This window comes from Pseudomonas sp. DWRC2-2 (assembly GCF_049897885.1).
GTDB lineage: Bacteria > Pseudomonadota > Gammaproteobacteria > Pseudomonadales > Pseudomonadaceae > Aquipseudomonas > Aquipseudomonas azotoformans_A.
In genome coordinates this window covers 1-13,376 of sequence record NZ_JAFCXD010000008.1, presented here as the reverse complement: position 1 = coordinate 13,376, position 13,376 = coordinate 1, and the positions used below count along the sequence as shown (strand labels likewise).

At 61.3% G+C, this 13,376-nt stretch carries 15 protein-coding genes; 3 read left to right on the top strand and 12 right to left on the bottom strand.

Annotation, left to right across the window (positions count from 1 at the left end; genetic code table 11):
- Positions 1-2: 2 nt before the first annotated feature.
- The 4 genes from ACP7EW_RS27580 to ACP7EW_RS27565 all read right to left on the bottom strand — a co-directional run bounded on the left by ACP7EW_RS27580 (position 3) and on the right by ACP7EW_RS27565 (position 3,533).
- A complete protein-coding gene (locus ACP7EW_RS27580) occupies positions 3-623 on the bottom strand; it encodes a hypothetical protein (RefSeq protein ID WP_426221211.1) in 621 nt (206 codons plus the stop codon).
- A 104-nt stretch (positions 624-727) separates the two neighbouring features.
- A complete protein-coding gene (locus ACP7EW_RS27575) occupies positions 728-1,435 on the bottom strand; it encodes a GntR family transcriptional regulator (RefSeq protein ID WP_426221209.1) in 708 nt (235 codons plus the stop codon).
- An 18-nt stretch (positions 1,436-1,453) separates the two neighbouring features.
- Complete coding sequence (locus ACP7EW_RS27570) at positions 1,454-2,155, bottom strand: FadR/GntR family transcriptional regulator (RefSeq protein ID WP_016980165.1); 702 nt, start codon at positions 2,153-2,155, stop codon at positions 1,454-1,456.
- A gap of 52 nt (positions 2,156-2,207) precedes the next feature.
- Complete coding sequence (locus ACP7EW_RS27565) at positions 2,208-3,533, bottom strand: C4-dicarboxylate transporter DctA (RefSeq protein WP_426221335.1); 1,326 nt, start codon at positions 3,531-3,533, stop codon at positions 2,208-2,210.
- Positions 3,534-3,750: 217 nt separating this feature from the next.
- Here ACP7EW_RS27565 and ACP7EW_RS27560 point away from each other — a divergent pair, with 217 nt between their 5' ends.
- Positions 3,751-4,380, top strand: coding sequence for a DNA-3-methyladenine glycosylase I (locus ACP7EW_RS27560; protein ID WP_061437251.1), 630 nt, complete (start codon positions 3,751-3,753; stop codon positions 4,378-4,380).
- A gap of 3 nt (positions 4,381-4,383) precedes the next feature.
- Here the strand turns inward: ACP7EW_RS27560 and ACP7EW_RS27555 are convergent, their stop codons facing one another.
- The 3 genes from ACP7EW_RS27555 to ACP7EW_RS27545 all read right to left on the bottom strand — a co-directional run bounded on the left by ACP7EW_RS27555 (position 4,384) and on the right by ACP7EW_RS27545 (position 6,681).
- A complete protein-coding gene (locus ACP7EW_RS27555) occupies positions 4,384-4,785 on the bottom strand; it encodes a cupin domain-containing protein (RefSeq protein ID WP_426221206.1) in 402 nt (133 codons plus the stop codon).
- 96 nt (positions 4,786-4,881) lie between these two features.
- Positions 4,882-5,163 carry a putative quinol monooxygenase gene (locus ACP7EW_RS27550; RefSeq protein WP_426221204.1) on the bottom strand — a complete coding sequence of 94 codons (282 nt, stop codon included), beginning with the start codon at positions 5,161-5,163 and terminating at the stop codon, positions 4,882-4,884.
- Positions 5,164-5,247: 84 nt separating this feature from the next.
- Positions 5,248-6,681: a PLP-dependent aminotransferase family protein gene (locus tag ACP7EW_RS27545; RefSeq protein WP_426221202.1), complete on the bottom strand. Its 1,434-nt coding sequence runs from the start codon at positions 6,679-6,681 to the stop codon at positions 5,248-5,250.
- Positions 6,682-6,836: 155 nt separating this feature from the next.
- On the opposite strand from ACP7EW_RS27545, the gene ACP7EW_RS27540 reads away from it, so the two are divergent.
- A complete protein-coding gene (locus ACP7EW_RS27540) occupies positions 6,837-7,280 on the top strand; it encodes a carboxymuconolactone decarboxylase family protein (protein WP_038850919.1) in 444 nt (147 codons plus the stop codon).
- On the opposite strand, the gene ACP7EW_RS27535 is transcribed toward ACP7EW_RS27540, so the two are convergent.
- From ACP7EW_RS27535 to ACP7EW_RS27515, 5 genes are all read right to left on the bottom strand, one after another.
- Positions 7,281-8,048 carry an SDR family oxidoreductase gene (locus ACP7EW_RS27535; RefSeq protein ID WP_016980158.1) on the bottom strand — a complete coding sequence of 256 codons (768 nt, stop codon included), beginning with the start codon at positions 8,046-8,048 and terminating at the stop codon, positions 7,281-7,283. It lies immediately after the preceding gene.
- Positions 8,049-8,057: 9 nt separating this feature from the next.
- The gene (locus ACP7EW_RS27530) at positions 8,058-9,125 is read right to left on the bottom strand and encodes a phosphotransferase family protein (RefSeq protein WP_177114298.1); all 1,068 of its coding nucleotides are present in this window, start codon (positions 9,123-9,125) and stop codon (positions 8,058-8,060) included.
- 129 nt (positions 9,126-9,254) lie between these two features.
- Positions 9,255-10,208: a 2-hydroxyacid dehydrogenase gene (locus ACP7EW_RS27525; RefSeq protein ID WP_426221199.1), complete on the bottom strand. Its 954-nt coding sequence runs from the start codon at positions 10,206-10,208 to the stop codon at positions 9,255-9,257.
- Between the two features lie 53 nt (positions 10,209-10,261).
- A complete protein-coding gene (locus ACP7EW_RS27520) occupies positions 10,262-10,786 on the bottom strand; it encodes a cysteine hydrolase family protein (protein WP_426221197.1) in 525 nt (174 codons plus the stop codon).
- A gap of 184 nt (positions 10,787-10,970) precedes the next feature.
- The gene (locus ACP7EW_RS27515) at positions 10,971-11,564 is read right to left on the bottom strand and encodes a TetR/AcrR family transcriptional regulator (protein WP_426221195.1); all 594 of its coding nucleotides are present in this window, start codon (positions 11,562-11,564) and stop codon (positions 10,971-10,973) included.
- A gap of 284 nt (positions 11,565-11,848) precedes the next feature.
- Between ACP7EW_RS27515 and ACP7EW_RS27510 the strand changes: the two genes are divergently transcribed.
- Positions 11,849-13,126, top strand: a complete 1,278-nt coding sequence (locus ACP7EW_RS27510; RefSeq protein ID WP_016980153.1) for an HAAAP family serine/threonine permease — start codon at positions 11,849-11,851, stop codon at positions 13,124-13,126.
- The last annotated feature ends 250 nt before the right edge of the window (positions 13,127-13,376 follow it).

Genomic DNA, 13,376 nt, shown 5'->3' with positions numbered 1-13,376 from the left:
GCTTAAAAACTGGCGTTGCCCAGGCAGGGCTGGATAACTGTTTTCAAACCGTTGTTGTTAGCAGGCAATAAGAATGTCGCGGTCAGCGGCTTGTCACCCTCTTTGGCTGGCGCTACCGAAAGTTTTAGTGTCTGGCCGCGTGAGGCATCGCTGGCCCAGTAGGCTAATTCGTCATGGGGAACAGCAGCACTGAGCGAAAATACCGTGCCGATCTGGAACGCTCCGCCGTAAGTCCAGACGCCGTTTACCGGGTGGTCGATGGCCATGCGTGTTGCCGTAGTGATACGCAACGGACCATCGGTACTGGCGTCTGGACCTTCGAAGGGTGCGACGTCAAAGCCCAGCGCTGTCGGTGTGATTTGCAATGCAAGGCTGGCGGTTGGGCTCTGCGGCGAACAGCTGATTTCAAGGCTGGCCTTGACGTGGTAGTCGCCGTAAGCGCTGCCACCGAAGGTGCGGGCGGTGAGCATGGGGCTATCCGCGTAGGGTTGTTCAAGCAACCACACGGGGGCTGCCGGGGTGATGATGTAAGTCCCGGCAGTTAACGCGTCGCCGGCCCGTGCATCGACACTGAACTGTGTGACGACCAGGCCAGTGACCAGAGCGAAAGTGAGGGGGTGCATAGTGCTATTCATCCGCGTTCAAGGCTTTAGGAATGAATGCAATTCTGCGGTTCTATGACGGTCCCTGCTGTCGGTGATTTCGTAGATCAGCGTTGTAATTGTAGTCAGCCAGGGTGGGCCATCTGGCCATCGTGGCTCAGCAATTTGGCTTCCAGGTGATCCAGGTGTTGGGTCATCAGGTTCATTGCGCGGTTCACATCGCGTTGTTCGACGGCATCCACAATCGCTTCATGCTCCTGCCACGCGCAATAGGTGCACGCCTTCGCTTCGTACTGGGCGATGATCAAGGACGTTAACGGCACCAGGCTGTTGAGAAATTGCGCCAAGGGCGCGTTACGTGCCATTGCTGCCAGTTGCAGGTGGAATTCGCCGGAGAGGCGGATGGCTGGCCCGCGTTGGTCCCGTTCAATATGCTCACGCTCCCGCGCGATCAGTTCGCGCAAAAGCCGGATCTGCGTCGATGTGGCCTGCGCGCAGGCCAGTTGCACCACAGTCATTTCCGTCAGGCGGCGGGCTTCCAGGATTTGGCGGGTTTGCTGTGGATCCGGCGCAGCCACCTGGGCACGCTGGTTGGGACGCAGGATGATCACTTGCTGATGGGACAGCTTTGCCAATACGCGGCGAATCACGCTGCGGCTCACCCCAAAGATCTCGCCCAGGCCTTCTTCGGTAAAGCGACTGGCCGGGGCGATCCGCTGTTCCAGGATCGCGTCGAACAGGCGTGGGTAGATGTCGTCCACCGAAGGTTTTTTACCAGCGACCAGGCGCAGGGTCGGGAGGATCGGTTCGTAGTGCAAGGCGTGGGCGGTCATGGCCTGTCTCCAAAAAAATCAGCTGCCCAGATGGTCGTCCGGGATGTTCAAGCGAATGCCCATGCGCAGGCCTTCCTGAAGGATGTGCCGACGCATCTCGGCGCTGGCCAGGGCGCTGTTCTTGTTGCGGATGGCGCGCACCACGGCGTCGTTTTCCTGCAGGCGTTCGGCCAGGTGTTCCGGCGAGTTGCGCAGTACCTGGGCGCTTTGCTTGAGGGCGTTGCTGGTCTGTTGCACCACGTTCTGGAAGATCGGGTTGGAGGTGAGGGCGAACAGTTCTTCGTGAAAGCCGATGTAGGCGTTCATCCCGGCTTCGGCGTCGCCGGCGTCAAGGGCTTCGCGCATGTCCATCAGGGTCAGGCGCAGTTGGCCGACTTCCTTGCTGCTGATGGATTGGGCCACCAGGCCGACAATGAAGGGTTCGAGGGTGTAGCGCAGTTGCAGGATGTCTTCCAGGCTGGCGTCGGCCACGGCGTCGCTGGATTGCGGCTCGCTGACGCTGGTTTCCAGTACCACCACGCCTTTACCGGGCATGGAACGCACCAGGCCGAGGGTTTCCAGCACGATCACCGCTTCACGTAGGCTGGGGCGGCTGATGCCCATCTGTTCGGCCAGTTCGCGCTGGCCGGGGAGCATTTCACCCCGGCGCCACTGGCCACGCGCCAAGGCGGCGCGGAGTTTTTCTACCACTGAATTGACGACGGTTGAGGTGCTGATCACGTCGTACGCTCCTTAAGAATGAATGAAGGGCCGGCCACCCGGCCCCGCAAAATCAGAACTCCTGATGCGCCGGCAACACCGGTTTCTTGGCCTGGAAGGCATACCCTTGCTGGCCGTCCAGCACCTTGTTGGCGCGCTGGAGGTCGATGTCTTTTTCCCAGCGGGCGATGGCCACGGTGGCGACGCAGTTGCCGATCAGGTTAGTCAATGCGCGACCGATGCCCATGAACCAATCCACCGCCAGCACCAGCACCAGGCCCACCACCGGGATCGCTGGAATCGCCGTCAGCGTCGCCGCCAGAATCACCAGCGCCGAGCCGGGAATGCCATGGGCGCCTTTGGAGGTGATCAGCGACACCAGTAGGATGGTCATCAAATCGGTCATCGACAGTGGTGTGCCGGTGGCGTTGGCGATAAACACAATGGCCAGGGTCAGGTAGATGGAGAACCCGTCGAGGTTGAACGAATACCCCGTCGGAATCACCAGGCCCACGGTGGAGCTGCCGATGCCCAGGTGTTCGAGTTTACGCATGATCTGTGGCAGCACGGCGTCGGAGGAGGCGGTACCCATGACGATCAGCAGTTCTTCACGCAGGTACTTGAGCAGCGGGAGCATGCGCAGGCCCGACAGGCGCATCACCAGGCCGAGGATCAGCCCGACGAAGGCAAAGCACGTCAGGTAGAACAAGCCCACCAGGCTGCCCAGGTGTTGTAGGGAGTCCAGCCCGTAGGTGCTGGTGGTGAAGGCGATCGCGCCAAATACGCCGACCGGCGCCAGGCGCACGATCATGCCCATGATGCGGAAAATCACATGACTCAATTCGTTGATCAGTCGCGAGATGCCCGAAGCGGCTACGCCCACCAGGTTCAACGCACTGCCGAACAGCACCGAGAACAGCAGCACTTGCAGCACGTTGTTGTCGGCAAAGGCGCCGATCACCGAGTTGGGGATCAGGTCCATCAGGAACTGGCTGGTGCCGCGGATGTGCTGGCCCTTGTCGGCCAGTTCATTGAGGCCGGCGGACGACAACTGCTCCAGGTGGATATTGGCGCCTTGGCCGATGCCGGTGCTGAAGGCCATCACCAGGCCGATCACCAGGGCGACGGTGGTGAGCACTTCAAAGTAGATCACCGACTTGAGGCCGATACGCCCGACTTTCTTCAGGTCGCCTGCACCGGAAATGCCGCTGACCACCACGCAGAACACGATCAGGCCGATCAGCATCTTGATCAGCTTGATAAAGCCGTCACCCAGGGGTTTGAGTTGCGAGGAGAATTCGGGAAGGGCCAGGCCGCAAATGATGCCGAGCATCAGACCAATCACGACTTGCAGGAAAATCGAACGCGAGCACCATCTGAGCATGGGAGGGATCTCTATTCGGTGCCCTGGTGGTTCCAGGGCTTAATTGTTGTGGTCATACCGGTAAGTCCAGTGCGCGGCCAGTCTACGCCCGGTATTTTTGAAATCACAAGCAATTATTTGACGGTCGACAGGTCCCGGTCTGACCAGTTGGTCGGTAACGGCGATGCTTGAGCGGTTGGTGCGCGAGAATTTTTTTCGCTTATCATCCGCCGCTCGGCACATGAGGTGATGGATGGACACACCAGGACTGACCCCTGACGAAACCGGGCAGACCCACTGCACCTGGCGCACGGCTGCGCCGGAATACCTGCGTTATCACGACCAGGAGTGGGGCGTGCCGGTGGCGGATGATATCCAGCTGTACGAAAAGGTCTGCCTGGAAGGATTCCAGGCGGGCTTGGCGTGGATCACCATCCTGCGCAAGCGTGAGCAGTTTCGGGCGGCGTTCGACGGGTTTGATTTCAGAAGGGTGGCGCAGTACGGCGAGGCGGATATCGAGCGCTTGATGCAGGACCCGGGCATCGTGCGCAATCGGGCCAAGATCGTGTCCACCATCAACAATGCACGCCGGGCCTGTGAACTGGTGGATGAGACGGGTTCGCTGGCGAGCTGGCTGTGGGCGTTTGAGCCCAGTCAAGACGAGCGCCCTGAGGTGGTAGACATGGCGTATTGGACGGGCAATCCCACATCACCGGCTTCGGTACGTTTGTCGAAAGCCTTGAAGAAACGCGGTTGGACCTATGTGGGCCCGACCACGATGTATGCGTTGATGCAGGCGATGGGGATGGTCAATGATCATTTGGAAGGCTGTGCGTGCCGGCCACAGATCGAGGACCTGCGCCGGCGGTTCCAGCGACCTTAGGGCTTACTGCTTGAGAGGCGTCAGCACTTCAGCCTTGTCATCCAGCACCATCACCACCAGCAACTTGGCCGGTTTTGTCTGGCTGGCATTGCTCGATTCAAAGTGCCGGGAGCCCGCAGGTTCGTAGAACGATTCGCCGACCTGGTAGGTTTTCGCTTTCTCATCATTCACCCGCGAGGTGATCGCGCCTTCCAGCACATAGGCCACGGCAGTACCGGTGTGGCTATGGGGAACAGTGGCCTGACCAGGGGCGTAGTCCACGGTGAGCATGATGGTTTTCTTGCCGGGTACATTGGTCAAGGCGTGTTCTTGCAAGACCTTGATCGACTCCTGGTTATAAACCGGTTCATGGGCAAAGGCGCTGAGCGAGGCGAGCATCAGGGCGGCGGCGAGCAGTGGTTTCATGGCGAAATTTCCGAGTAGTTCGAGACCTCTTCACCCTACGCCGCAAGGCCTGGGTGACCAATGACCAATCCCGGCGAAGAGCAGTAGACCAATACTTCAGTGGTCGAAATCCAGACAACGGGCCAGGTGTTCACGGGTCAATTCGATAAAGCCTTGCAGGGCCGGTAATGCGAAGTGTGCGCTGAGCTGCTCGGCACAGGACCAGCGCCCCGTGACGGTCCACAGGTCGGGGTCCATCGGGTCGCGCTGCACCCCGTAATCCAGGCAACCGGGGGCGGTGCGCACCGCGTCGGCTATCTGCTGCAGGCGCTCGCCCAGTTCCGCTGAGCGCCCGGCGGCCGCGCGGACAAGGACAGTGTTGAAGGCACAGGCTGGCATGGCGATGGTCTCCGAGGGCGGGGTCAGTGCACAGGCTAGAGCCTGGCGAAGCCAGGACCAATGACCAATCCGCCGGAAAATCCGCTAGCCAATCTGCTGAAGAATGTCTCGCACTTTGTCCAGCGCCGGGTCGATGTCCAGGGTTTCGATAGCGCCAAAGCCGATGATCAAACCAGGGCGTACCGGCGCATCGTGGAAAAATACATCCAAGGGGTACAAACCCACTTCTACCCGGCGCGCCAGTTCCATCAGCAGGGGAATGTTCACCGGCACCTTGCACAGCGCGGCCATGTGGAAGCCGGCCACGGTCGGCACCGCCTCGAACCACGGCGACAAGTCACCTGCCAGGCGTTGCAGGATGCGTTCACGGCGCCCGGCGTAGACCGTGTGGCAGCGACGGATATGCTTGAGCAGGTAGCCTTCACTGATGAACTTGGCCAGGGCCCATTGCGGCAGTGTGGAACTGTGCTGGTCGGTCAGCTGCTTGGCCTTGAGCACTGCGCCATAAATCGCCGGTGGCAGCACCGCGTAGCCCAGGCGCAGCTCCGGCAGCAAGGTTTTCGAGAAGGTGCCGACGTAGGTCACCACGCCACGGGTGTCCATGCTTTGCAGGGAGTCGGTGGGCCGCCCTTCGTAGCGGAACTCGCTGTCGTAGTCGTCCTCGATGATGATTGCGCCCAGCTCGAACGCCCGTGCCAGCAAGGCTTCACGGCGTGGCAGGCTCATGGGCATGCCGAGCGGGAACTGGTGTGAGGGCGTCACGTAGATCAGTCGTGTGCCGTCGGGAATCCGCTCGACCTGAATGCCCTGTTCATCCACCGGCACGCTGGCGACGCTGGCACCCATCGCCATGAACATCTGGCGTGCGGGGCTGTAGCCGGGGTCTTCCATGGCGACGATGCTGCCCGGCTCCAGCACGACGCGGGCGATCAGGTCCAGTGCCTGCTGGGCGCCGTTGGTGACTACGATGTCGCTGTCACGGCAGTTGACCCCGCGCGAGAACGCGATATGCCCGGCGATAGCGCTGCGCAGCGCCGGCAAGCCTTCGGGCTGGCTGTAGAAACCACTGTTCTGAGCGATGCGCCGCAACGCGTCCTGGGTACAGCGCCGCCATTCATCCTGGGGGAACTGGTTGCGGCTGGTGGCGCCGCCGATAAATTCATAGCGCAGTGTGCTATCGCGGGTGGGGTGGCGCATGGGCGAGGGCAGTGACTGCCACTTCGCCAGGTTGGCGGCGCAGGCCAGGTCGGTGGCGCTTTGCAGGCGTTCGCTCTGTGGCGCGCGAGCGTTGACGAAGGTGCCGCGACCGGTCTTGCCGATCAGCAATCCCTCGTAGGTCAGGGTGGCGTAGGTATCCGACACGGTCTTGCGTGACACGCCCAACTGCTCGGCGAGCAAGCGGCTGGGCGGCAACTGCGCGCCGGCGGCCAGGCGCCCGGAGCCAATGGCTTCACGCAACTGTTGGTACAACTGTTCGGCCAGATCCTTGCGGCCGTTGATCACAACGTGCAGTTCCATGTGTTATTCCGGGCATTGACGTTGCGCCAAGCGTACGCGCGTGCGCGGCAGGCTCAAAATGGTCTCTGCATAAACCGGCCGATTGGCTATAGGGCTTATGCCGTATGGGTTCTAGGCTGGACAGTCATTGCACCCACCGCCAGAGAGCCGCCCCCATGGAACCCCGCCTGGATTACTACACCGCCTCACCGCAGGCGCTCAAAGGCATGCTGATGCTGGAGGCGACCACGTTTGGCTTGTCCATCGAAAAGCCTTTGCTGGAACTGCTCAAGATCCGTGTCTCGCAGCTCAACCACTGTGGTTTCTGTACGGACATGCACTCGATGGCGGCGCGTCAGCGCGGCGAGACCGAGCGACGTTTGTTCGCGTTGTGCGTCTGGCGCGATTCGCCGTTCTTCACAGCGCGGGAAAAGGCCGCGTTGGCCTGGAGCGAGTCCGTCGCGACACTGCCAACCTCGACGGTATCGGATGAACTGTTCGCCGCCGTGCGGCTGGAATTCAGCGAGCAGGAACTGGTGGACCTGACCATGGCGGTGTCCAGCATCAGTGGCTGGAACCGCCTGGCGGTGAGTTTTCGGCAGCAGCCGCCGAATGCTTGATCAGGACAGGAAACCACCGTCCACATTCAGCGATACGCCGGTGGTGTAGCTGGATGCATCGCTGGCCAGGAACAGCACCGCGCCGGCCATTTCGCTCGGGTCGGCCACGCGCTTGAGGGGGATCTGCGCCAGGGCCATTTTCAGGATCGCGTCGTTCTTCACCAGCGCCGAGGCGAACTTGGTGTCGGTCAGGCCCGGCAGCAGGGCGTTGCAGCGAATGCCGAACGCTGCGCATTCCTTGGCGAACACCTTGGTCATGTTGATCACAGCGGCCTTGGTCACCGAGTAGATGCCCTGGAACACACCGGGGGAAATCCCGTTGATCGACGCGACGTTGATGATGCTGCCGCCGCCGTTGTCGCGCATCAGCTTGCCGGCTTCCACGGACATGAAGAAGTAGCCCCGGATGTTCACGTCAACGGTCTTCTGGAACGCACCGAGGTCGGTGTCCAGTACGTTGCAGAACTGCGGGTTGGTCGCGGCGTTGTTGACCAGAATATCCAGGCGCCCGAACTGTTCGCGGATACCGGCGAACACTTGGGTGATCTGTTCCATTTCACCGATATGGCAGGCCACGGCGGTGGCCTTGCCGCCGTCGGCGATGATCGCGTCGGCCACGTGCTGGCAGCCTTCGAGCTTGCGGCTGGAGACAATCACGTGGGCGCCTTGCTGGGCGAGCAACTTGGCGATGGCCTCGCCGATGCCACGGCTGGCGCCGGAAACGAATGCGATCTTGCCGTCGAGGTCGAACAGGTGGGTCTTGGACATAGCGGTTCCTTAAAGGGACGATTTGCTGATGACGTTCAGGCTCATCTGCTCCAGCAGCTTGTTCATGTGAATGAACTGCGCAAAGCGTTTGTCCTGGGTCTGGCCATGGAAGAAGCGGTAGTAGATCTGCTGCACGATGCCGGCCAGGCGGAACAGGCCGTAGGTGTAGTAGAAGTCGAAGTTGTCGATCTGGATGCCCGAGCGCTCGGCGTAGTAGTCGACGAATTCACGGCGGGTGAGCATGCCCGGCGCGTTGCTCGGCTGGCGGCGCATCAGTTGCACCGGCGCCGGGTCGGCCGCTTCGATCCAGTAGGCGAGGGTGTTGCCCAGGTCCATCAACGGGTCGCCGAGGGTGGTCAGCTCCCAGTCCAGCACGCCGATGATCTGCATGGGGTTGTGCGGGTCGAGGATCACGTTATCGAAGCGGTAGTCGTTGTGCACGATGCTTGATGTCGGATGGTCGGCCGGCATTTTGTCGTTGAGCCAGGCGCGTACCGCTTCCCAGCGCGGCGCGTCGGGGGTCAGGGCTTTCTCGTAGCGATCGCTCCAGCCACGGATCTGGCGCTCTACATAGCCTTCCGGCTTGCCCAGGTCGGCCAGGCCGCAGGCGCTGTAGTCCACCTGGTGCAGTTCGACGAACTTGTCGATGAAGCTTTTGCACAGCGCTTCGGTCTTGGCCGCGTCCAGGCCCAGCTCAGGCGGCAGGTCGGAGCGCAGGATGATGCCGTTGACCCGCTCCATCACATAGAACTCGGCGCCGATCACCGATTCGTCTGTGCAATGCACATAGGCCTTGGGGCAATAGGGGAAGCCATCTTTGAGCTGGTTGAGAATGCGGTATTCGCGGCCCATGTCGTGGGCGGACTTGGCCTTGTGGCCAAAGGGCGGGCGGCGCAGCACGAATTCCTGGCCAGGGTATTCCAGCAGGTAGGTCAGGTTGGACGCGCCACCGGGAAACTGGCTGATCGTGGGCGTGCCGCTCAGGCCGGGGATATGGGCCTTGAGGTAGGGATCGATCAGGCTGGCATCAAGTTCTTCGCCTGGGCGAATCTGGGTCGATTGGTCGTTCAGCGCCATGCTTATCCCTTCTGCTTATTCTAAAGGCCTTGGACTATTTCCTAATCTAATGCGCACAACCGCCCAGCGACAAGGTCGGGGCGGCTTAATAGGTTAGCGTGTTGGACGATGATCAGCGTGCCTGATCGGTCATTGAGTGGGCGGGGGCAGGGCAACCGGCGTGAGCACCGGACGGCCGGCGAAGTATTCCACCAGGTTATCGGCCACGCGCTGCACGGTGTCATGGGCCGCTTCGGGCGACAGGCCGGCCACATGGGAGGTGAGCACGGTATTGCTGAGCTTCTTGAGGGTGTCAGGCACTTGAGGTTCGTCGTCGAATACATCCAGTGCGGCGCCGCCGATGCGGCGTTGCTCCAGGGCCGCGACCAGGTCGGCGGTGACCACCACGCTGCCACGCCCAATGTTGACCAGGTAGCCATTCGGGCCCAGGGCATCCAGGGCGTGGCGATCGATCAGGTGGCGGGTGCTGGCACCGCCGGGGGTGGCGAGGATCAGAAAGTCCGAGGTGCGCGCCAGTTCCACCCCAGTGGCGCAGTAGGTGTAGTCCACGTCATCGCGTGGTTGGCGGTTGTGGTAACTCACCTCCATGCCGAAGCCCAGGGCTGCACGCTTGGCGATTTCCAGGCCAACAGCACCGAGCCCGAGGATGCCCAACTGCTTGCCGCCCAGGGACGGGCGCATCACTTTCGGCCATTCGCTGCGGCGCACGGCGGCGTCGGTCTGCGGGATACCGCGCACCAGCGACAGCAGCAATGCCATGGCGTGATCGGCCACCGATGGCGCGTTCACCCCGGCGCCATTTGTCACGACGATCCCGCGATTGCTGGCGGCTTGCAGGTCTACATGCTCGTAGCCGGCACCGATCACACAGATGATTTCCAGCAGCGGCAGGGCGGCGATTTCCTCGGCGTACAAGCCCAGCGGGCCACGGGTCAACACGGCTCTGATCTGGCTGCCGTGGGCCTTGATGGCTTCGGCGCGTTCGGCGGGTGTCGGTGCCAGGATCACATGAAAGTCATTGCCCTCGATGATGGGCAGGTATTCGTTGATGGTTTCAACCAGGACCAAAACAGTAGCGGTCATCGGAAGGCTCTTCCTGAAGGGTTTGAGGGGAGGAGTATGCCGTATTTGTGCGATCAGAAGCTTATCTCGACCGCACGTGCACGCTTCACAAACGCTCCGGCCAGGGTCGCATTGTGATGCTCGATAATCGCTTCGGCCTTGAGTGCCGGCGTATCCATGCAGGTGTGGCCGTCTTCCGGCAGCACCACCGCAAACCCCAATTCCACGGCTACCCGGCAAGTGGTGTCGAGGCAGAACTGGGTTTTCATGCCGACGATCACCAGTTCATTGACCTGGGCCGCTTTCAGTTGCGCTTCCAGATTTGTGCCCAGGAAGCAGCTGGGGCGAGTCTTGTTGAACAGGCGGTCGTGGGATTCGTCTACCTCCAGCCCATGCCACAGCCGCCAGAGCGGGCTGCCGGCTTCTATCGGTGAGCCTGCCGGCCCAGTGTGGTGGGCGACGAATATCGGGGCGCCAGCCAGGCGTGCGCGCTGAATCAGCAGGTTGATAGTGGCGAGCACGCGTTCGCGCTCGAAGGGTTTTTCCGGGCCATCGTATAAGCCGGTTTGCATGTCGATGATCAGCAGGGCGTCAGCCATGGTGTTGCTCCTTGTGATTGCCGAACGGGCGGAGCAATAAAAAGGCCCCGTCCATTGCTGGCGGGGCCTTGGGTTGAATCTGTGAAGTGTCTAGCTCAAGCACTCACAGCCACCGCACGACCCGCCGGAAGCGGTCGTGGTGGTGGTGCGGGTGAGGCAGCGCTGGAAAATGTTCATGGCCTGATCATGCTGGGACGGAGGAAGGGCTGTCAACGGCCAGTAGGGCATTTCGTGCCGCAACCAGGAATTCATCCGACAGGTGATTGCCACGTGTCGCACGCGCGAGGGTCACTGCGCCGATCATCATTGCGTACTGGGCCAGCATTGCCTGGCGATCTCCATCCTGTAGCTGCGCAAAGACCTCCAGGGACTTCTCGACGCCCTCAATAAAGGTGTGTTGCAAGGCGGTGTCGGCGGGCTCATGGCACATGTCCGGGGCGAAGGCCGACACGGGGCAGCCGTCTCCAGGGTTGTCGCGGTGGGTGGCTGTCAGATAAGGCCCCATCACCGCCTCGCGGGCAGCCCGTTGATCTTCACTGTGATCGATCTTTGCCTGCCAACCCAGGTTCGCTTGTTCGAAGGCCTGCTGGCAGGCTTCGGTGGCCAGGGCTTCCTTGGAGGCGAAGTGCCCGTAGAAGCCGCCGTGGGTCAAGCCAGCGGCGGCCATGACGTCCGATAGGCTGATACCGTGCAAGCCGCGCTCGCGAAACAGGTGCGTGGCCGCCTCGACGATGATTTCACGGTTGAGGTCGGCTTGTTTGCGGGAAACACGCGGCATGGCGGGGCTCTCTGGATAAACGGCGGATGCTGGATGAAAACTACAGGATCAAGCGCGATTCTAAAATAGATTTGTGCGGGAATGTATATTTCACATTCAGCCGCACGCCCCGAAAACCGCCGTATACAGGTGCCTCTGCGGGCCTGCACCGCACCACCGTTCCTCAGCTAAGTCTTTGCTTATTCACAAGAATCCCGGACAATCCGGCCCCTTCTATGGTCGGGGCGCTGCCTGTCAGGTTTTTCTGACTCGTCCCGGCCGTGTAAATGCGGAGATCCGACCGGATGAATGATCAGGCCAATAGCGTCGACGAACGCTATGCAACGACACCTGCAACCCTCACAAGCTGGAGCCGCCAGGACACTACCTGGATGCTTGGCCTGTTCGGCACCGCCATTGGCGCCGGTACGCTGTTCTTGCCGATCAACGCGGGCCTGGGCGGCTTCTGGCCCCTGGTGATCCTTGCGCTGCTGGCGTTCCCGATGACCTTCTTCGCCCACCGTGGCCTGACCCGTTTCGTGCTGTCCGGCCGTGAAGGCTCCGACATCACCGACGTGGTCGAAGAACACTTCGGCATCAAGGCCGGCGCGCTGATCACCTTGCTGTACTTCTTCGCGATCTTCCCGATCCTGCTGATCTACAGCGTGGCGTTGACCAACACGGTCGGCAGCTTCATGGAGCACCAACTGCACATCATGCCACCACCACGCGCGCTGCTGTCGTTCGTGCTGATCCTCGGCCTGCTGGCCGTGGTGCGTTGCGGTGAGCAGGTGATCGTCAAGGCGATGAGCCTGATGGTCTATCCGTTTATCGTCGCGTTACTATTCCTGGCGGTGTACCTGATCCCGCACTGGAATGGCGGCATTCTCAGCACCGCCAGCCAGGTCCCGGCGCCGTCCGCGCTGCTCAACACCTTGTGGCTGGCGATTCCGGTGATGGTGTTCTCGTTCAACCATTCGCCGATCATCTCGGCCTTTGCGGTGGACCAGAAGCGTCAGTACGGCGTCCACGCTGATGAGCGCAGCTCGCAGATCCTGTCCCGTGCGCACCTGTTGATGGTGGTGATGGTGCTGTTCTTCGTGTTCAGCTGCGTGCTGACCCTGTCGCCGGCGCAGCTTGCCGAGGCGAAGGCACAGAACCTGTCGATCCTGTCGTACCTGGCCAACCACTTCAATAATCCGACCATTGAGTTCGCAGCACCGTTGATTGCGTTCGTGGCGATTGCCAAGTCGTTCTTGGGGCATTACATCGGTGCGAGTGAAGGCCTCAAGGGGCTGGTGCTGAAGACCGGTCGTCGTCCTGAGGCCAAGCGTCTGGACCGGATGACGGCGGCGTTCATGTTGGTGGTGTGCTGGATTGTGGCGACGCTGAACCCGAGTATTCTTGGGATGATTGAGGCGCTGGGTGGTCCGATCATTGCGTCGATTCTGTTTCTGATGCCGATGTATGCCATCCGTAAGGTGCCGGCCATGGCCAAGTACCGTGGGCAGGCGTCCAATGTGTTTGTCACGGCGGTGGGGTTGGTGGCGATTACTGCGGTGGTTTATTCGTTTTTTGCTTGAGTCTGTTTGGGGGGGTTGACTGTGATGGCGGTGGTTCGGTGTGTATATCCGTTGCTGCGGTAACGGCCACTTAGGGTTCCGCTCTTACAGCGGGTCACTTTTGGAAGAGCCCAAAAGTAACCAAAAGGCTCTCGCCCCAACACTCGGCACCTCGCCTAGGCTCGGTGTGCCCTCACTCCGGCTTTGGAGCGTGGGCCGCCGCGATGGGCCATCCTTGGCCCAGCGCGGCTAACCCGGCGTCCTGCCGGGT